This is a genomic window from Arthrobacter glacialis (assembly GCF_002909445.1).
GTDB lineage: Bacteria > Actinomycetota > Actinomycetes > Actinomycetales > Micrococcaceae > Specibacter > Specibacter glacialis.
Genome location: NZ_PPXC01000009.1, coordinates 152,247 through 169,119, shown reverse-complemented (window position 1 = coordinate 169,119; position 16,873 = coordinate 152,247). Strand labels below are relative to the sequence as shown.

General features: G+C 58.9%; 16 protein-coding genes. 7 read left to right on the top strand and 9 right to left on the bottom strand.

Going from position 1 to position 16,873, the window contains the following annotated elements; all coding sequences use genetic code 11:
* Together CVS27_RS13015 and CVS27_RS13010 are read right to left on the bottom strand one after the other, a co-directional pair.
* Complete coding sequence (locus CVS27_RS13015) at nt 1–1,590, bottom strand: ATP-binding protein (protein ID WP_103466167.1); 1,590 nt, start codon at nt 1,588–1,590, stop codon at nt 1–3.
* 26 nt (nt 1,591–1,616) lie between these two features.
* On the bottom strand, nt 1,617–2,963 hold the full coding sequence (locus CVS27_RS13010) for a DNA cytosine methyltransferase (RefSeq protein ID WP_103466166.1): 1,347 nt from the start codon (nt 2,961–2,963) through the stop codon (nt 1,617–1,619).
* A 745-nt stretch (nt 2,964–3,708) separates the two neighbouring features.
* Between CVS27_RS13010 and CVS27_RS13005 the strand changes: the two genes are divergently transcribed.
* Nucleotides 3,709–6,930 carry a glycosyl hydrolase family 95 catalytic domain-containing protein gene (locus CVS27_RS13005; RefSeq protein ID WP_103466165.1) on the top strand — a complete coding sequence of 1,074 codons (3,222 nt, stop codon included), beginning with the start codon at nt 3,709–3,711 and terminating at the stop codon, nt 6,928–6,930.
* 162 nt (nt 6,931–7,092) lie between these two features.
* Here the strand turns inward: CVS27_RS13005 and CVS27_RS13000 are convergent, their stop codons facing one another.
* Entirely contained in the window at nt 7,093–7,419 is a 327-nt protein-coding gene (locus CVS27_RS13000; protein WP_133162932.1) for an Abi family protein, read from the bottom strand.
* A gap of 176 nt (nt 7,420–7,595) precedes the next feature.
* Between CVS27_RS13000 and CVS27_RS12995 the strand changes: the two genes are divergently transcribed.
* Entirely contained in the window at nt 7,596–8,078 is a 483-nt protein-coding gene (locus tag CVS27_RS12995) for a hypothetical protein (protein WP_103466163.1), read from the top strand.
* A 100-nt stretch (nt 8,079–8,178) separates the two neighbouring features.
* Nucleotides 8,179–9,006, top strand: a complete 828-nt coding sequence (locus CVS27_RS12990) for a TspO/MBR family protein (protein ID WP_103466162.1) — start codon at nt 8,179–8,181, stop codon at nt 9,004–9,006.
* 82 nt (nt 9,007–9,088) lie between these two features.
* On the opposite strand, the gene CVS27_RS12985 is transcribed toward CVS27_RS12990, so the two are convergent.
* Nucleotides 9,089–9,469, bottom strand: a complete 381-nt coding sequence (locus tag CVS27_RS12985) for a hypothetical protein (RefSeq protein ID WP_165788306.1) — start codon at nt 9,467–9,469, stop codon at nt 9,089–9,091.
* 32 nt (nt 9,470–9,501) lie between these two features.
* Complete coding sequence (locus tag CVS27_RS12980) at nt 9,502–10,122, bottom strand: nucleotidyltransferase domain-containing protein (protein ID WP_103466160.1); 621 nt, start codon at nt 10,120–10,122, stop codon at nt 9,502–9,504.
* Nucleotides 10,123–10,313: 191 nt separating this feature from the next.
* Between CVS27_RS12980 and CVS27_RS12975 the strand changes: the two genes are divergently transcribed.
* The 4 genes from CVS27_RS12975 to idi all read left to right on the top strand — a co-directional run bounded on the left by CVS27_RS12975 (nt 10,314) and on the right by idi (nt 14,147).
* Nucleotides 10,314–11,042: a TY-Chap domain-containing protein gene (locus tag CVS27_RS12975; RefSeq protein WP_133162931.1), complete on the top strand. Its 729-nt coding sequence runs from the start codon at nt 10,314–10,316 to the stop codon at nt 11,040–11,042.
* 74 nt (nt 11,043–11,116) lie between these two features.
* A complete protein-coding gene (locus tag CVS27_RS20805; protein ID WP_165788305.1) occupies nt 11,117–11,284 on the top strand; it encodes a hypothetical protein in 168 nt (55 codons plus the stop codon).
* Nucleotides 11,285–11,705: 421 nt separating this feature from the next.
* The gene (locus CVS27_RS12970; RefSeq protein WP_103466158.1) at nt 11,706–13,541 is read left to right on the top strand and encodes a hypothetical protein; all 1,836 of its coding nucleotides are present in this window, start codon (nt 11,706–11,708) and stop codon (nt 13,539–13,541) included.
* 39 nt (nt 13,542–13,580) lie between these two features.
* Entirely contained in the window at nt 13,581–14,147 is a 567-nt protein-coding gene (idi, locus tag CVS27_RS12965; RefSeq protein ID WP_103466157.1) for an isopentenyl-diphosphate Delta-isomerase, read from the top strand.
* 12 nt (nt 14,148–14,159) lie between these two features.
* On the opposite strand, the gene CVS27_RS12960 is transcribed toward idi, so the two are convergent.
* The 4 genes from CVS27_RS12960 to CVS27_RS12945 all read right to left on the bottom strand — a co-directional run bounded on the left by CVS27_RS12960 (nt 14,160) and on the right by CVS27_RS12945 (nt 16,796).
* Nucleotides 14,160–14,993: an SDR family NAD(P)-dependent oxidoreductase gene (locus CVS27_RS12960; protein ID WP_103466156.1), complete on the bottom strand. Its 834-nt coding sequence runs from the start codon at nt 14,991–14,993 to the stop codon at nt 14,160–14,162.
* 74 nt (nt 14,994–15,067) lie between these two features.
* Nucleotides 15,068–15,385: a hypothetical protein gene (locus CVS27_RS12955; RefSeq protein ID WP_133159046.1), complete on the bottom strand. Its 318-nt coding sequence runs from the start codon at nt 15,383–15,385 to the stop codon at nt 15,068–15,070.
* Between the two features lie 57 nt (nt 15,386–15,442).
* The gene (locus CVS27_RS12950; RefSeq protein WP_103466154.1) at nt 15,443–15,976 is read right to left on the bottom strand and encodes a hypothetical protein; all 534 of its coding nucleotides are present in this window, start codon (nt 15,974–15,976) and stop codon (nt 15,443–15,445) included.
* 97 nt (nt 15,977–16,073) lie between these two features.
* Nucleotides 16,074–16,796 (bottom strand): hypothetical protein, encoded by a 723-nt coding sequence (locus CVS27_RS12945; protein ID WP_103466153.1) that lies wholly within the window; start codon nt 16,794–16,796, stop codon nt 16,074–16,076.
* Nucleotides 16,797–16,873: the final 77 nt, after the last annotated feature.

The following is a 16,873-nucleotide window of genomic DNA, read 5'->3' as shown; positions in this document are numbered from 1 at the left end:
CTATTCTCCTTGAATCGTGAAGGAACCCAAAAGTACAGTATTAAGCAATCTAACGAGAGCCTTAGGTCTGAGGTTTGCTTCCTGCCCTAGGGAAGCGGCTATACCAATCGCCGTCCCAATCGCCAGGACGATTTGATTTGAGTCGCCCGAAGGACTACTGAATCGTCTGACAAATGGATGTGCAAAGGATATTCTGACATGAAGTCGTCGCAGTAGCTCTCCGGACACCGGATCGACATCAGCGACTGCCGATCCAATATCGATCCACTCTGAGTTCAAATCATCCAACACTGCTTCGATTGAGACTCGCCAGATATCATCATTAGTTCGCACCTCAAAAGTGCTATTTACGGGTTGTAGATTAGAATTCAAAGCAACGGGCCTAGCATCAAGCATTGCCGAAAGGGCGCCAACATCGACCGGAGTTTCTCTCGTCGAATTAACCGTATGGGCAAGATTCTTTTCTACAACAGAGGCCACCAGCTTTGAATCGGATTCTATCTTCCTGCGTTCGTCGATATCGAGAAACTTGTGCCTATATTTCGCCGCTTGTTCCAGGATATTTTTATCGCGAGACCGGAGCTCATCACGAAGACTTGCTAGGAAACTATCTTCGTATCCCATCCAGTCGATAACATCTTTTGTGTGACTAACACCGAAACCTTCAAATTCAAATTCACCAAACAACCGCTGGTAGACATGGGTTGTTGACCTACCGAAAATTTCAACCGGCCGGTAGGTCTCATCATGGCTACCTTGTATTACCCTGCCACGCCTGAACAATGCAAATCCGGCCTCAGAGGTACTTCCCTTAGCTCGGATTCCCACAAATCCTCGAATCTTCTTACCTGGGCTGAGTTCGACCTCGATATCATCGATTCGCCAAATCAGGTCGGGACCATTCGGTTCATCGTGTTTTCTGGCAGTAAGTACTTCAACCTCTGGAAATGCAATCTTTTCGCCATTGAATTTCAAGGTCAAATCGCCCGAGCGCAAGAATTTCCTGTAGATACTCGCCAGGTGAGTTCTTATTTTTGTCAGCGTTCGACCTTGAGGGACATGATTTAACTTGCTTAGCTCTATTATCGTGTAATGCGCATGGGGACTAGCCGGAGCCAGCTGAATCGGTAGAATTGCCGTATTATTTTGAACAATAGAATCTAAATCAAAGGTAACTGACCTCAGAAGAGGGTCTCCAAGTGTTGAAGTCCGTACTCGCCACTCCTGCGCAAACCAGGACGACGCGCTCTTCATTCCCATACCAAATTCTGATAGTCCAGTCGTGTCTGGTGGGACTTCGGCTGCTTTGAACGCACGGGGAAAATCGGCGATGGAGATTCCGTAAGCATTGTCTTTGATCGATATGAATCCACCATCATGTGGTTCAATTACTATATCAATAGCAAGAGGTTCAATGTTCAAAGTCAAATTTTTCATGGCTAGATAGCTCGCAATGGAATTATCGACATACTCGGCTAGTGCGTACCAAGGCTTGTAGTTAAGATACTTGAGAACTCCAAGTATATTTACTTCAGGTCTTATGTCGATGGATGTGGCGTCATTGGCGACGTCCCCCAGCGTCTGAATCATGTGGTGACTCCTATTGCTGTTATTGTTCAGTTTAGATGTATCAGGCGTGATGCAATTTTTTCAACAACTTTTGAATTGACAGCGTTTCCGAGCGCTCGGTAGGCCACTGTGGGGGTACTCGGCAATTGTATTGATTCAAGGCTTTGCAATCTGGCGCACTCTAACGGCGTCATATATCGCTTTTCCCATCCAATGATCGGAACCTGAGTGTCGGTCATCGCAATCAGGCTTGGAGCTGTTCTCGTTCGTTTTAAGCGTACGCCGGATGCCCTAAATTGAATGACAAAATCCCAGATATTTTTTTCGTGACCCTTAACGTTCCATTCCAATTTCTGCATACTCGAGGGGAATTTTTGAATCTTGGGCAACCATGGGTCTATCCACTCTTTATTCTGGGCGTAGAAGTCCCGATTTTGCCTGATAAAATCTTTCTTCCACTTGGGGAATTGGTATTGAGGGCGCAGGGCGTGACTCGGCAGATGATTCCTCACGATTGCAGAGTCCATGCCGGCAAGTGGGTGGCCAAAACTGCCTAGGTATTCGCTTAGGCCTTCTCCGCCGAGTTCCTCGATGAGCGCGTGCGGGGTCTCATCTTCGAATGGATACGAGGCTCCAAATTCCATGGACCACAATGGAAATGACGGGAGGTCAGTTTCTTTGGGGCAGGCCTTCAGAAATTCCTGCCATGTTTCCAGACAATTGAGGACGTTAGGCGACAGACTACGAGTCTGTGTCGGGTTTTCGTCCAGCACATTACGAATGTCTGTAGGTTCGTTCGTGGGTTCTGGCCATGCAAAGTTATCAAGTCCGGCCAAAGATCCAACAAAGTATACTCGATCTCGTATTTGTGGGATGCCGAATTGATGGGGTGAAAGCTTTTGTATCTTTACAGTGTATTCAAGATCATTTTCTAGAATATCGAGAATCTTCTCTAGAGTCTTGCCGTCTTTATGCTTTATGATATTTGGCACATTCTCCAAGATAAACCATTTTGGTTTTTTCTCCTTGAGAATTGCCACGACTTTGAAGAATAGCTGACCTTGTTCTGTGTGTTCGAATCCAAGCTGCTCACCGGCCTTGGAGAATGGTTGGCAGGGAAAACCCGCCGCTAGGACGTCATGATCAGGAATGGTGATTGGGTCAATTTTGGATATGTCACCTTTTGGTTTTAGGCCATAGTTGGTCTCATACAGTTCACTGAGTTCTTTCACCCATTCGGCTGCAAATACCGCTTTCCCACCCATTCGAGCCAGAGCTGTGTGGAATCCCCCAAGACCAGCAAACAAATCGATAAATTTGAAAGTAGGTTGATCGGCGCTGATCGATTCTGTGGCATCAAAAGGCTCGCTGTCCACGTCGTGGGTCGTGTCCATTTGTCTATATCCACTTCTCGCTAAATATCAAAAGATATCCAATTTTCCAAATCCTATTCAATTATCTTATCTTGTCAGCCGACGTGTTGCGAATTTTGCACAATTCCCTTGGTCACACTCGGAGCGCAGGGTTGGCGCCATGCACGTCTCGATAAGTCCCAATCGTTTCAAGACCGTAGTTCGAATCACAGTTGCCATCCTCTCACCTGGGTCTGACATTTACCGGTGCTGGGGTCGTGTCATGCTCGGACGCTGGTTCCCGCTTAGATATCTGATTGTTCGACACCCGGTAGCGTCTAGTGACTTGCCCATCCAAGTTGTTCACGGTGAAACGTGTCAGACAGGGCAATGCTCAGTGTTCAGAGACGGTCCTGCCGTCAGTTGATGCAAGCAGAGAGGCGATGCAGCAGTGCGGGCGGTTGGATCGACGCTCGCTCCGACGCTCGAAAGAATGCTTGTCTCGTAACCCGGTCACCACGCCTATTGGATGCGAGCTTGGCATGCCCGTTTCTATCCGGCGGGAGGCTTGATCGACAACTCGAACTTTGGCTCCAGCCATTTCAACTACGCGATTGTCGACCTAGACAGACACATTGCTGGCAGCGCCTAGCCATTCGGACCAATCCCCCAAAAGCTGTATACATCGGATGTTAGTGATGGAAAACTACCCTAAAAGCGCACGGGAAATCGATTTCCTGCACAATAGGCGCTACAAACACCAGACCAGTGCAGCTCAGGAGTTTACATGTCGTTCGCATCACCCAGCCGTCGCAGCTTCCTCAAACTAGGCGGGGCACTGGCGCTCACGCCCCTGGCCACGCAGCTGATCGCCCGCGGCGCCTCGGCCGCACCCGCCCAGCAGACCACGATCCTGGCACCGCACCCGGCACTGTCCACCCACGCACTCTGGTACCAGCAGCCCGCCACGGTCTGGGAGTCAGGGGCACTTCCCGTGGGCAACGGCCGCCTCGGCGCCATGTTCTACGGCGAACCCACCCGCGACCGGATCCAGTTCAACGAAGAAAGCCTCTGGGGCGGCGTCAACAACTACGACAACGCCCTGGCCGGCCAGCCGGACGGCGCCTACGACACAAGCGTCACGGGCTTTGGCTCCTACCGTAATTTCGGCAACGTGGTCGTCACCCTCGGCGAACAGGCCGCCCCGCCCGTGGTCACCGCGCCGGGCGGTCCCTACAAGATCTGGGGCGCCGAGGACGTGGACGCCTCCGTCGACAACAACACCGGCACCAAGTGGTGCATCGACGGCCCGTCTTCCACCGTGACCTGGCAGATGAAGCTCTCCAGCGCCGTCGTGGTTTCCCGGTACACCATCACCAGCGCCAACGACGTCCCCGCCCGCGACCCCCAGAAATGGACCTTCTCCGGTTCCCAGGACGGAACCACCTGGACAGCCCTGGACAGCCGCGAGCAGGGCCCGTTCGAGAACCGGAAACAGGCCAAGGAATTCACGGCCGCCAACACCACCGCGTACCACTTCTACAAGTTCGATTTCTCCCCCAAGGCCGGTGTCAGCCACTTCCAGGTCTCCGAGATCTCCCTGGGAGGCGTCAGCATGGGGGCACAGTCAGCCCTCTACGTCTCCTCCCCCACCGGCCATTCCGACGGCGACGGCACCGGAAGCGACATCCTGCGCACCCTTGACGGCTCCGCCGCAACTGCCTGGGTGGCAGCCAAGCCGGGATCCGGCGTCGTATGGCAGGCCGATCTGGGCAAGGCCGTGGCACTGACCTCCTACGCACTGACCTCGGCCGCGGACAACGCCGGCGAAGACCCCACCGCCTGGGTGTTGGAAGGCTCCACAGACCGACGCAGCTGGACGGCCCTGGACAGCCGCTCGCCCGGCGCACCTTTTGCCGCGCGCGGCCAAACCGCCAGCTTCGCCCTGACCGGCAAGGCCTACAGCTCCTACCGACTCACCCTGCGCGGCACCGCCCCACACCTGCGCATCGCGGAAGTGGTCCTGCTGGGCAACGGTTTCGATTCCCGGGCCACCTCGGCCGTGGCCGACTATAGGCGCGCACTGGACCCCTCGATCGGCCTCCACCTGACCCAGTTTGGCACCAACGGCAACCGCGTGCTTCGTGAAGGTTTCGCCAGCAAGCTCGCCGACGTGATCGTGCTCCGCTACGAAACTGAGCGCCCCGGCGGGCTCAGCGGCACTGTGGGCATCACCTCCGGACAGGCCGGTGTCACCACCACCACCGACCCCGCCACGAAGTCGGTGCGCTTCTCCGGCGAAATGGCCAACAAGCTCAAGCACGCGGCAACCCTGAGCATCGTCGACACGGACGGCGAGGTCACCGGCGAGGGAGCCACCCTGCGCGTCGCCGGCGCCTCGTTCATGACGGTCATCCTCGATGCGCGCACCAACTACAAGATGGACGCCGCGGCCGGCTGGCGCAGCACCGACCCCGAGCCCCGCATCACCGCCGCGATTGCCGCCGCGGGCCGCCGCAGCTACAAGGAATTGCGGGACGAACACCAGGGCGAGCTGTCCGCGCTCATGCAGCGCGTGTCTGTCGATTGGGGAACGACGCCGGATGCGGTCGCCAAGGTGCCCACCGACCTCCGGCTCGCGGCCTACGGCGCGGGCCAGGACGACCCGAGCCTGGAGCAGACCTTGTTTGCCTACGGCCGCTACCTGCTGCTCGGCTCCTCACGACAGGGCGGGCTGCCCGCCAACCTGCAGGGCGTGTGGAACGAGAGCAACACTCCCCCGTGGGCCTCCGACTACCACACCAACATCAATGTCCAGATGAACTACTGGGGCGCGGAAACCACCAACCTGTCCGAAAGCCACCTGCCTCTGGTGGAATATGTGAAGCAGGTGGCCGTGCCCAGCCGCGTGGCCACCCGCAACGCCTTCGGCGCCGAGACCCGCGGCTGGACGGCGCGTACCAGCCAGAGCATCTTCGGCGGCAACTCCTGGGAATGGAACGTGGTCTCCAGTGCCTGGTATGCCCAGCACATCTACGAGCACTGGGCCTTCTCGCAGGACGTGGCCTATCTTCGCGAGACGGCCCTGCCCATGCTCAAGGAGATTTGCAACTTCTGGGAGGACCGCCTCAAGGAGGACGCCAACGGCAATCTGGTGTCCCCGAAGGGCTGGTCGCCCGAGCACGGCCCCACCGAAGACGGCGTCATGTACGACCAGCAGATCATCTGGGACTTGTTCCAGAACTACACGGACTGCGAGGATGCCGCCCTGGAACTCGAAGCACCCGAGGCCGACCCCGCCTACCGGGACAAGGTCAAGGACATGCAGTCCCGCCTAGCCCCCAACAAGATCGGCAAGTGGGGCCAGCTGCAGGAATGGCAGGCGGACCGTGACGACCCCACGGACATCCACCGCCACACCTCGCACCTGTTCGCCGTGTTCCCCGGGCGCCAGATCAACCTCAAGGAAAACCCCGAGCTGGCGGCCGCAGCACTGGTTTCGCTCAAGGCCCGCTGTGGTGAACGCGAAGGTGTGCCGTTCACCGAAGGTTCGGTCTCCGGCGACAGCCGCCGCTCCTGGACCTGGCCGTGGCGTGTTGGCCTGTTCGCCCGCCTGGGCGATGCCGAGCGTGCCCAGTACATGCTCCGCGGGCTGCTGCGCTTCAACACGATGCCCAACATGTTCACCACCCACACGCCGTTCCAGATTGATGGCAACCTGGGCATCACCGGCGGCGTGGCGGAAATGCTGATCCAGAGCCACACCGGAAAGATCGAGCTCCTGCCCGCCCTCCCGGCGGGCTGGAAGGACGGCTCCTTCAAGGGCCTGCGCGCCCGCGGCGGGTACGAGCTGAACTGCATGTGGAAGGACGGGAAGGTGACCGAGGTTGTGGTCATTGGCGACAAGTCCCTGAACCAGGGAAATATCACCATCGCCATGAACGGCAAGGACTACAAGGTCAAGCCCACCAAGCCGGGCCACAAGACCAAGCCGTTCTCACCCAGCTAAATCAAAGCGCTCCGCCAGCCGACGGGCGTTGATACTCTCCCGGTCGCGCCTGTCCCCGCTTTTCGCCCCCGTCCCACGGGCGCGAAAAGCGGGGACGGGCGCGGCCGCCGTCGTGGTGGGTCTGGCGGTTCCTCAGCACGCTGAGTGACTTGAGCCAACCGTTTAGCCAATGTGGACGGCCAATCCAACTTCGAGAGATTCAAGACCTTCCAGCAGACAAAGGCCAAGCTTTCGGTCAAACTCATAGAGCTTGAGGACATCGTCAAACGATGCTCCGCCGACGAACTGATCTGAACGCGTCTTGCTCGGCCCTGGCTCGGCACCTGAAACTGGGGCCCGTAGCGTGTAGGTATAAGCGAACAGCCGGTAGCAACCAATGCGCCGGAGCGCCCGCCAGGCGGTACCGCGATCGGAATATGCCATCCCACGGGAGGCCATCAATTTCAGCTGTTCGTCGTACGGCAAGTGTGGCTTTGAGTACGCGACCAACTTCTGACTCCTTAAACGAAAGCCGGCCCTCGAAAATTCGGTGAGCGGCCCTGCCAAGGCGAGGGCCCGGCGTCGTGCTCCAACGCAGGGGAATCCTTGAGGGTGGCTATGGTTAAGGCACGATGCGCCGCCACAGGCAGCACGGCATTTTTGACGAACGCTAGGGAGACTTCCGCATGAGTGAGAGTTCAAGTGCGGCCAACGGCACCATTTTGATCGCCGACTTTGTCAACGTTGATGCGGCGGGGAAGGTCAATATCATTGGCGGCGGGATTCAGTTTCTTGGTTTCGACCCGGAGAGCGGGCTCTCGGCTCCATTTGCCGTGTTTGTGAATGTCACCGTCAACATTCCGCAGTTTGAGGACACCTCGGCCTCCGTGGAGGTGCTTCTGGTGGACACCGACGGCCAGCCCGTGACAATTACCGGGCCCGACGGAACCAACACCATGCGCTTTAGCCAGGACGTGGATTTCAGGCCCGCGAACGCCGCCCACCTGCAGGAGCCGCCCATGGGGTTCCCCGGAAACTCAAACATCGTGCTCAATTTCCCCAGCGGTCTGCCGCTCCACGTGGGGGCCACTTACGAGTGGATCGTGCTCATGGACCAGACACGGCTGGCATCCACCACGTTCTTCGTGCCGGGGCCTGCAGAGGAGTAGCACTTGCTGTGGGACGGGCAGGCAATGACTGGGCAATGACGGAGCCTGACCGTAGGATCGGATCTACCGACTAAACCGGACTCCAGAAGGGACAACCACTATGAACAGTGCCGCAATCTCCGCTTCAACCCCACAGGATCTGCGCCGTCAGCTGGTGGTGGCGGCGAGCGCCGTTTTCGCCGTCATCGGTTCATTCATTGGCTCGGGAGCAGCTGGCGGAACTCCCATCCAGAACGCGTCCAACGGAGCATTGGCGGCAGACGCCACCCTTATAGCGCCCTACGGTCCAGCTTTTTCCATCTGGAGCGTCGTTTACTTGGGCTTGGTGGCCTACGCGGTATGGCAGTTTTTGCCGGCCCAAAAGTCTGCCCGCCGGCACAGGCTCCTTGGCTACCCCGCCGCAGCGTCCCTAATCCTGAATGCGGCATGGATCCTGAGCATCCAATTCGACCAACTCTGGCTGAGCGTGCCCATCATAGTTGCGCTGTTGGCAGTTTTGTCATGGATCTTTGTTCTCCTGCTGCGCAACAAACCCCTCAACATTTGGGACGTGGTTGTTACCGACGGCACCATGGGCCTGTACTTGGGCTGGGTGTGCGTGGCGACGGCGGCCAACATCGCCGCGGTTCTTGTGTCGGCTGGCTTTGACGGATTCGGCCTGAACCCCGAGGGGTGGGCCGTGGTGGTTGTTGCTGTGGCGACTGCCGTCGGCATTGCCCTGGCCATCTACGGCAAGGGAAGGCTCGCCCCTGCCGCGTCTCTGTGTTGGGGCCTGGCTTGGGTGGCTGTCGCACGGCTCAACGGTGATCTTCTCTCCACTCCCACAGCAATCGCCGCTCTGGTGGGCGCTGCCGCCGTAGCAGCTGTGACCGTTGTTGTCCGGCTTCGTGGGGCTAGGTCGCCGCGGCAAATAGCGGCGAGAAACTAGGCCAGTGTGTGGGGTTGACCCAACAATTCCTCACCACGTGACAAAGCGGCATGACGCCTGCGCGATTTCCGTTAACCCAGCGTCAGATGCGAAGCTGGGCATCCATGGCGCCTACTAGCCGGCGCGCAATGGACAGCAGCTGGGTTGCTTTCCCGTCACCCAACAAGACCGGGCTGTACTGCGTTGTAGTTTTCACATCGAGCAGGCGCTTTAGTTGGGCTGCAGAGTTGTCCCCCACCGCACTTACTCTGCGCAACAAGGCAACTGCTTCCTGGTGGTTCTCTCCTGCTGCCCGCTCCCCCAAAGCACTGCCGCAGATGGCATCTGCGGCAGCAATCCCCGCAAGGACGGCCAGTGAACCAATCAGGTTGTTGACGCTGACAACCCCTGCATCTTGGCCTAGATCCAAAACAAGATCCGCTGCCGCAAGGAACGAGCGCGCATGTTCTGCACGCGTTTCCACATCACTCTTGGACATTCTGACTACGCGTGCATTCACGCTGCAACCAATTTCAATAGCTCGCGGAGATCGGGACCTTGGGTAAGCGTTTTTGCTTCGCGTTTCCACGACGCAACCAGCGGATCGTTTTCCGTGGCCATGCGCTGAAGGTCCGGCAACGGCAAGTCAATAATCTCAACACTATTTCCTGTGGCTCGAAATAGCTGCTCACTGAGTTCGCCAAGTACTGCAGATTGTGTATTCTCGTCCATCCCAGATAGCCAAATCACTACTATGTCTAGGTCACTGTCCGGGCCAGCCTCACCGCGTGCGAACGAGCCGTAGAGGGCAACGGTCATTTCTACATCTGAGTAGTTTTGAACTATTTCAGTGACCAGTTCTTCCACTTTCCGGGTCACGTCAAACGCCGAATCGATGACTGTCCACAGCAAGTGGTTGCGATTCACCGAATAAATGACAGCCCGGCCAACAGGCTGCGTTTCAATCAAGCCCACATTTTCCAAACGGGCCAAGATTCGTTGAGTACTACTCAAGGAAACTCCAGCGAGCTGGCTGAGACGGCGACCCGTCAGCCCATCATTCACGGCGGCCAGGCGCTGAAGAATCCGGGCTGTGCTGCGCCCGAACAGGTCGTAGGCGGGATGTGAAAGGTCCATGAATTGCCTCCTTTGATCCAAATATAGGTCATATGACCCATATTTGGGTAGATGCCCCACATCTGGATCATTGACAAACTAACTGGTCACTGACATGTGGTCCTTGCCTGACAGCGCAACGACACCGTCCGCCGTCGTGCCCTACGACACCTAACACCAGCATTGTGGGACCCTGCTTTTAGACTGGGAGGATGAGCACCGACATTACAACGTGCCCGCATTGTCACGGGCCGCGGGAATCGCGGTTGATTCCCGGCAACTATCTGTGCGCCGATTGTACTGACAGGGCCACTGATGCCCTGGGCTGGGCCGTATCCATCGTCACGGAAGCGAACGACGACGGGCTCCCCACAGTTCTGTTTGCCGTTCACGAGGACTGGACCCGGTGCGATGACGTTGGCACCCGGCGCAGGGCCTACGTTGACGATGTTGCCTACCTGGCGCTCCCGGGCGAGCTTGGCGAGGCTTATCTGCAGCCGCTGCCCGTGGCCGAGCCGCCGGGCACGGAAACCCTGCCCGGCCCCGCCGACATGGAAAAATTCTGGGAACTGGTCCATGTTGCCCTGGCCGAGGACGTGCGCTGGCTCAAGGATGACGATTTCCTCCTGGTTGACTACAACACCGGGGACCCCGACTACACCGTCTACGGCCAGCTGAGGCCCAAGGATGACGGCTACCACCTCGAGGTGGTCTCCAACCAGTACATGCCCGCTGATGATTGGCCGCTCGACGTCGGATACCTCCAGCAGGCGGGTTGGACGCCGCCGGACGCCGAGGCACCCAATTGGCACCGGTTTCAGCGCGGCCCGGAAAAGGCCACAGCTGCCCTGCTTGCGGGTCTGCGTTACGGCCGGGACTGCACCAATCCCCTGGAACTTGGCTGGGAATCGGCCACTTTTCCGCTGGCCGACGAAGGCTGAAGCAGCCTAAAGACCGTCCTGGTAGTACCAGCGGGCTATGGCGCACTCGTCCCGTGCGGGGCTAGTGTGTGAATATGAGCAAGAACCCAGATTATGACGACCAAGATCTGATCCATGACCACGGCGACGCCGATCCGTTGGCGCAGGTTTACACGGAGTTGGTGACACCGGACATCGAAAACATGAACGATCAAGCAGCCGCTCTGGCCGAGGAAGCCGAGACCGAGCCGGACAACCTGTAGGCCCACGGCACCACACAACCGCGCTTTCTGCGCATAAACGTACTTTGTCCGCTTGTAGGTAGTTGGGAAACCACCTATGAGCGGACAAAGTACGTTTATGTGTTCGGACGGGTAGTTGGGGACCGGCAAAACGGGGTGCCGGCAAGATCGGCACAATCGAGATGACGATCAGCACCACAGCCACCCACAGCGAGGTGACCAGCGCCTAGCGGACGCCCAGCGATTCGCAGGCCCTCCCCCATCATTCCAGGGTGAAGCCCTTGGGCAGCCAGTGGTGCACAAGAGTGTGCTGCCGGGCGCCATTTCCACATCATTTCCGCCACCGCGTAATCATTGCCTTCCAACTGCTGCAGCCACCCCACCGCCATGTAATGTAAGTCACTACCACGGCCCGGTGTCCCACATGAGGAAGGAGCGTCCGATGCCTGCACAGAAGAACAGGAACCGGCTCCTTGCAGTTGTTGCCACGCCGGAACCACCCCCTACTGTCCGGCACCTCAACGGCAGTGACCTGGCCGCATTCCTAATGGACCCGCAACGCACGCACACCGCAGTGGTTGTTTCCTTTCTGCCCGAGAATGCGCTGCGCATAGATGCACAAGAAGTTGCCGCGCTGCTGGGGGCCGACGCCCAGGTCTTTGAACTGGCCAACGGCCCGGAGACCCACAAACTACAGAAAGGGGTGCCTGAGCGGCTGCATGTTTTTGGCAACAGCGCCCGGGTCTACCCCCACGGGGCGCAGTGGATGGGAAGGACGCCAAGGCCGCACATACTGCACAGCGCCGCCTACCTTCCACAGCTGTACACCATCCTTGAACACGATTTTCTGGCCGCCGAGCACTTTGAATCCAACCAGCAAAGTACCACCACATCGCTCCCCGTTCTCAGCGAGGCCGAGGTCAAGGGCTTCCCTTCCGATGACCGCGCCATGGTGGAGCTGCTCTCCAACGGCCAGCGGGCGGTGATTCGCGGCGAAGACCTGCTCCCTGGCATCCCGCTGGAATGGCTGCTGCACAAGGGGCAAACGCTGACCGGCATCTTTGACCCGGCCACCGACGCCCTCGATGTGAAGTCTCTGCTGTTGCCGCACGCCTCCCCCGTCACGGTCTACAAGCACGGCGACGTGGCGCTGGCCCGGGTCAAGTCCGTCACGCCCTCCCACGCCCTGGTGCACCTGTGGCCCGGCAGCGATTTCCGGATTGGCGTCGCCCGCATCTCCTCCAATGACCTGGATTCGGCCGTTGACCTGCTCACAGAAGGGGAGGTGGTGCGCGTGCGGGTCTTGTATGAGAACGGCGCGGTGGTCCTTTCCATGCTGGACGTGGACGACGACGAACCCGCCATCACTGCCCCGCCCCTGTTGCGCGGGGGCCCGCCATGGCTTGACTACGATCGCCCCTACGCCAGCATCTTCACCGCCGCAACGTCCGTGGCGGGGCTTGCCCCAAGTCCTGCCGCCGCTGGCAGCCCAGCGGGAGTATCCGGCGTCGGACAGGCAAGAACCGAACTGGCCGGCCCAAACTCGGCCAGCGAAGAAGCCCTGCTGACCCCTGCCGAGCGGCGCACTGCCCTGCGCAGCACACAAATGCAATTGGAGCTGGCCAGGCACACCATAGCCGAGTTGCTGGAGGCGCAGAAACGGCAGGGCGCCACCGACAAAGTGGCGCGGGCTTTGCAGGACCAGCTCGAGGCTGAACGCAGGGGGGCTGCTGAATTGGCCCGGCTACACAACACAGCCGAGCACCAGATTGAGGCGTTGCGGGAGGACCTCGCGCGGACAAAGTCAGCCCTGGTCCAGCTCAAGCAACAGCGACGCTCAACAACGTCGCGCACCGATGCGCCCATGGAAAAGCTGTTCCTGGATTCGGCCGAACAGTTTAAATTTGATGTTCAGCTCGCCTGGGCCCGGCTGGTGCCTGCCGTGGACAAGGCGGCCCACCCCCTGAGCGATTACGGCTGCAGCGCACATTTTTTGGCCTCATGGTCCAGCATTACGGAGCAGCAGCGCAGCAAAACCCTGCGTGCAGTGGTTGATCTGGCGGCCGGGATGACCGGATCCTTGCGCAAGCGCGAAGCCCACCCGCTACGTCTGAACGAGGGTGCGCACGCCGGCCTCACCATGCGCGGCGAGGACGTGTGCATGCGGCTCTACGTGGAAAAGGGCACGGCGGGAGCCCTGCGCCTGCACTATTGGAAGCTGGGTGCTGGCGGAGTTGAGCTGCATGAGGTGGTCTCGCACGACGTGGTCAAACCGTAGACTTGAGATTGATTTCGTCGGAAAGGGCGTCTTGACATTATGGGTTCCGAGCGAGAACTGGTCCGGCTGCTTGATCCGTCCGGCAACGACATTGGCACAGCTGACAAGGCGCTGGTGCACACAACCGACACGGCCCTGCACCTAGCATTTTCCTGCCATATTCTGGACACCCAGGGCCGCACGCTGCTCACCCGCCGGGCCCTGTCCAAGCTGACCTGGCCCGGTGTTTGGACCAACTCCTTCTGCGGCCATCCGGCACCCGGGGAATCGTTTGAAGACGCCATTGTGCGCCGCGCCGCTGTTGAGCTCAACCTGGAGATCAGCAGCATCACCTCCGCACTGCCGGATTTCCGATACCGCGCCGTGGACGCCTCAGGCATTGTGGAAAACGAGATTTGCCCCGTGTTCACCGCCGTCTACACCGGCCCGGGCGAGCTCTCCCCCAACCCGGAGGAAGTCTGCGATTGGGCTTGGGCTGACATTGTGGATGTGGAAGAGGCCGTTACCGCCACTCCCTTCACCTTTAGCCCGTGGCTCGTGGAACAGCTTGCCGAGGGTGTCTACACTGGCGGGCGGTTCCCGCTCACCCAGCCGGTGGAGGGCTAGGCCCCGCCGCCGCTAAACCTCGTTGCCGCTGAGCCCCACCATGGCTGCGCTGCGATCCCAAAGGGACGCCGCAACGGCCTCATCCTTGGCTAGTTTGTTGGTTCTGGCCACCTTGCGCTTGGCGTAGTATTCCCCCGGGGTCCAGTCCTCCCCCGGTGTAGTGGTTGCCAGCCACACCAAGGTGTCCGCCCCCTGCTCCGGGGAGAGCATAAACCGCCGCATCAAGCCCCAATAGACCATTCTGCTGCGACTTGTTGATTCAGCTGCGAAGTTGCTGCGCACCACACCCGGATGGAACGCGGCAGCATTGACCCCGTGATCACCGAAGCGTTTTTGCAACTCCTTGGTGAAGAGGATGTTGGCCAGTTTCGCATTGCCGTAGGCAGCACTGTGCGAGTACTTCTTTTCCGCGTTGAGGTCATCAATGTCAAAGCGTGCCATGAAATGGTTGGCCGCGCTGGAGGTGTTGATGACAGTGGCACGGTCTTCCACCAAACGCCCCAACAGCAAATTGGTCAACAGGAAAGGGGCAAGGTGGTTGACCTGAAAAGTCTTCTCAAATCCGTCAACTGTCACCTCCCGCTCCGCCATGATGCCGCCGGCGTTGTTGACCAACACGTCAATGCGCGGGTACTTCGCTAACAGCTGCGCCGCCAGGGTCCGCACCTGCGACAGCTCGGTAAAGTCGGCAACAAAGTAGTCAGCCTCCAACTCATTGGCAATGGCCGCCGTTTTCGCAGCAGACCTCCCCACCAGGACCAGGGTGTCCCCCGGGTAGGCCAATATTTTTGCTGCGGCAGCACCGATTCCATCGCTTGCTCCGGTGATGATGACAGTGCGTGACATGTAGCGTCCTTAGAAAAGTTTCAACATTAACCGGTAGGTCAGGCTCGCAGCTTAGTCCATGACTACCCGGAACGTCAGCGAGAGGGGCCTTCGTCGATCATTTCCGCAAGCATGCGGAACTCGATATCGGCCACCGGCTGGTCGTTCGGGTCCATCCCCAACAACCAAGTCAACCCCTTCAATCCCCGTGCGTCGAGACTGACAAGCGCGATCGCGACGATTGTGTCATCGGATGCCTCTTCTTTTGCCCATCGTCGAACCTCGCTAAAAGTGGCTCCGGAAACGTCAACCGTCGTGATTGCGCGGTCGATGCCTTGAGCGAAGTAGACCCGAAAAATGGAGTCATGTTGTTCCCAAGTACTATCGCGCTCGTCTACTTCCTCAATGTTCATACTCAACATGATAGGGATAGCGCTGGCGTTGGCGGCATGCACTAGCCCGCCGCTAGGCTATTGCCCCAGAACCTCGCCTAACTTGTCCAGTGCTTCCGGGTGCGCGGCGATCTCGACCTTGCCGCCATCGCCCATGAGTGTCATGGCTTGGAGCCCATAGACAGGAATGTATTTGCGGTCCTTGCCGTTCATTTTTCGGCGGCCGGGGAGAAGTTCCTGAATTTTGATCGTCGTCGGCCGCCCTGACGGCTCCAAGGTGTCATATACCGCGGGCTGGAACTGGATAGTCCGTGGGCTGAGCGTCGCGATCCCTTGGTTCCAGATGCTATCCAATGAGCCGGGGCGAGAGTCAGGGTAGCGGAGGTAGACCATGATTTGGCCGTGACCCTCGAGGTGGACTTTGGTTCTTCTTCTTCGCCGTACTTGGACGACTGCAAAGAGCCAGTAAAACAAGGTCCACACAAAAGCGGTGGTAAGGGCATACGTTAGGTCGTGCCGCACTGCGAACCACATGCCGGTGACGAACACGAAGAGAAGTATGTAGCCCACGGCTAGGGCCACATAGGGGTGTTGTCTGACCCATTCCTTCATGGTGCAATGCTCCCTTGGTCCATGAACGGCATCCTAACGCGACAACGCGAGTCGGGGCGGCGTTTCGGGGCCACATTCCTCGGCGGTGGCCGCTTCGTTATTGTGCGCCACCGAGCATGCGGGCCACTTTTTTCTCCAACGCGGCCACCGAAACATCGGGCAGGACAATGAGCCCGTCCAGTTCCTTGCGGGCCCGCTTGTAGGCTGTTTGGCGCTCGGCCGGGCTGGCGGCCTCGTCTTCAGCAATCTTGACGAGCTTCTTGGCCGTGCCCAGTCGTTGCCGGTCTACATCGCTGAACGAGGTGTCCTTGATCCTGTGAGCTTCCCTTTCTGCCACATCAAAGGACACGGCAAAGGCGTTGACGGCATTCCGGTAGTCGTCCCAGCGGCTCTTGGCCGCCACGTCGGTGGCAGCGATCGGACGCAAGGCATCGGCGTCGCGCTTGGCCCTCAGAAATGCCACGGTCAGGGGTTCGCGGACATCGCTCATCATGGGGAAGTCAATCAGCTTGCCCACGTCCAGCTCGTAGTCCAGCCACCGCCTGTTGACGGCGTCGTGGTCAGCCATCAGCTTGGCTACGTCCGCGGTCGAATATCCCTGGGGCGCGGGCTCCTCATAGGCAGACACCATCGCAGCGGCTTTGGTGGCGGAAACGTCCAGACCGGCCACCTCCGGATGCGCCAACTTGTACAGTTCTATTTTGCGCTCGTGCCGCCGCTCACCGGACTTGGACCAGGACCTGCCCCAGCCGCCCACAATTCCGGCGAGGGGAAAGGCCAACCACCAATAGCTGCCAGCAAACTGCCAAAATTCTTGCATCCTCCCATGGTGCCACCTCAGCCGGATGCCGCCTAGACGGTGCGTTGGCGCGTTGACACAATGGCGTAACCATCGAT

Excerpts from the sequence above, each read along its gene's own strand:
- CVS27_RS13015 (WP_103466167.1), bottom strand. The coding sequence starts at position 1,590 with ATGATTCAGACGCTGGGGGACGTCGCCAATGACGCCACATCCATCGAC.
- CVS27_RS13010 (WP_103466166.1), bottom strand. The coding sequence starts at position 2,963 with ATGGACACGACCCACGACGTGGACAGCGAGCCTTTTGATGCCACAGAA.
- CVS27_RS13005 (WP_103466165.1), top strand. The coding sequence starts at position 3,709 with ATGTCGTTCGCATCACCCAGCCGTCGCAGCTTCCTCAAACTAGGCGGG.
- CVS27_RS12995 (WP_103466163.1), top strand. The coding sequence starts at position 7,596 with ATGAGTGAGAGTTCAAGTGCGGCCAACGGCACCATTTTGATCGCCGAC.
- CVS27_RS12990 (WP_103466162.1), top strand. The coding sequence starts at position 8,179 with ATGAACAGTGCCGCAATCTCCGCTTCAACCCCACAGGATCTGCGCCGT.
- CVS27_RS12980 (WP_103466160.1), bottom strand. The coding sequence starts at position 10,122 with ATGGACCTTTCACATCCCGCCTACGACCTGTTCGGGCGCAGCACAGCC.
- CVS27_RS12975 (WP_133162931.1), top strand. The coding sequence starts at position 10,314 with ATGAGCACCGACATTACAACGTGCCCGCATTGTCACGGGCCGCGGGAA.
- CVS27_RS20805 (WP_165788305.1), top strand. The coding sequence starts at position 11,117 with ATGAGCAAGAACCCAGATTATGACGACCAAGATCTGATCCATGACCAC.
- CVS27_RS12970 (WP_103466158.1), top strand. The coding sequence starts at position 11,706 with ATGCCTGCACAGAAGAACAGGAACCGGCTCCTTGCAGTTGTTGCCACG.
- idi (WP_103466157.1), top strand. The coding sequence starts at position 13,581 with ATGGGTTCCGAGCGAGAACTGGTCCGGCTGCTTGATCCGTCCGGCAAC.
- CVS27_RS12960 (WP_103466156.1), bottom strand. The coding sequence starts at position 14,993 with ATGTCACGCACTGTCATCATCACCGGAGCAAGCGATGGAATCGGTGCT.
- CVS27_RS12955 (WP_133159046.1), bottom strand. The coding sequence starts at position 15,385 with ATGAACATTGAGGAAGTAGACGAGCGCGATAGTACTTGGGAACAACAT.
- CVS27_RS12950 (WP_103466154.1), bottom strand. The coding sequence starts at position 15,976 with ATGAAGGAATGGGTCAGACAACACCCCTATGTGGCCCTAGCCGTGGGC.
- CVS27_RS12945 (WP_103466153.1), bottom strand. The coding sequence starts at position 16,796 with ATGCAAGAATTTTGGCAGTTTGCTGGCAGCTATTGGTGGTTGGCCTTT.